This window comes from Micromonospora sp. DSM 43699 (assembly GCF_055517075.1).
Map to the genome: position 1 here is coordinate 1 of NZ_JBTMMT010000159.1, position 867 is coordinate 867.

Genomic DNA, 867 nt, shown 5'->3' on the forward strand with positions numbered 1-867 from the left:
ATCACCCGCTGCTGCGACGGACCATTCGGCGCGGTGAGACCGTTCGACGCACCATCCTGATTCACCGCCGAACCCCGCACCACCGCAAGGATCCGCCGACCCTCCCGCTGCGCATCCGACAACCGCTGCACCAGCAGCACACCCACACCCTCACCCCAGCCCGTGCCATCCGCCGACGCGGCGAACGACTTGCACCGACCGTCCTGGGACAGACCCCGCTGCCGGGAGAACTCGATGAACGTCCCCGGCGTCGCCATCACCGTCACACCACCGGCCAGCGCCAGATCACACTCCCCCGACCGCAACGCCTGCGCCGCCAAGTGCAGCGCCACCAACGACGACGAACATGCCGTGTCGACAGTGACCGCCGGCCCCTCCAACCCGAACGTGTACGCCACCCGACCCGACAGGACACTGCCCGACGTACCGGTACCGACATAGCCCTCCACCTCGGCGGGCAGATCCAACAACCGCGAGGCGTAATCGTGGTACATCACCCCGGCGAACACACCCGTACGACTACCCCGCAACCCCTGCGGATCCAACCCCGCCGACTCGAACGACTCCCACGACGCCTCCAACAACAACCGCTGCTGCGGATCCATCGCCAACGCCTCACGCGGCGAGATCCCGAAGAACCCCGGATCGAACTCCGCCGCCCCGTACAGAAACCCACCATGCCGCGTATACGACGTACCACTGTTGTTCGGATCCGGATCGAACAACGACCCCAGATCCCAACCCCGATCAACCGGAAACTCCCCCACCCCGTCCCCACCCGAGACCAACAACTCCCACAACTGATCCGGACTCTCCACCCCACCCGGATACCGACACGCCATCCCCACGATCGCGATCGGCTCGTCG

Annotated in this window: 1 protein-coding gene; it reads right to left on the reverse strand. The window is 66.3% G+C overall.

Annotated features, from left to right (window positions below; genetic code table 11):
* Nucleotides 1-867: beta-ketoacyl synthase N-terminal-like domain-containing protein (locus AC0AIB_RS31020; RefSeq protein WP_465098049.1), on the reverse strand; the 867-nt coding region annotated here is incomplete at both ends.